Genomic DNA, 366 nt, shown 5'->3' with positions numbered 1-366 from the left:
CGCACGACCGGTGCGAACTCGTGCGCCAGCTGAAGGGTCAGATTGACCATGGCTGCCTTGCTCATGCCGTACGCGCCGATGAACGGCGAGGCGGAGACACCGGCGACCGAGGCGATATTGACGATCGCCCCGCCGTTCTCCTTCTGCCAGGCCTTCCAGGTCTGCTGGGCGAAGCCGAGCGCCGAGATCACATTGGTCTCGTAGACCTTGCGGGCGACAGCCAGGTCGAGCTCCGCCATCGGGCCGAAGACCGGGTTCGTACCGGCGTTGTTGACCAGGAAGTCGACGCGGCCGAACGCCTCCATGGTGCGCTCGACAGCCGCCGCCTGGTGCGCCTCGTCGTGCGCCTTGCCGGCGACGCCGATG

1 protein-coding gene is annotated in these 366 nt (G+C 67.5%); it reads right to left on the bottom strand.

What is annotated here, in order from left to right; all coding sequences use genetic code 11:
• Positions 1-366: SDR family NAD(P)-dependent oxidoreductase (locus AC1DUE_RS20845; protein WP_477041299.1), on the bottom strand; the 366-nt coding region annotated here is incomplete at both ends.

This window comes from Cellulomonas sp. P4_A2 (assembly GCF_056402515.1).
The sequence above is the reverse complement of the archived record's forward strand: the minus strand, read 5'-3'. Positions and strand labels throughout refer to the sequence as shown.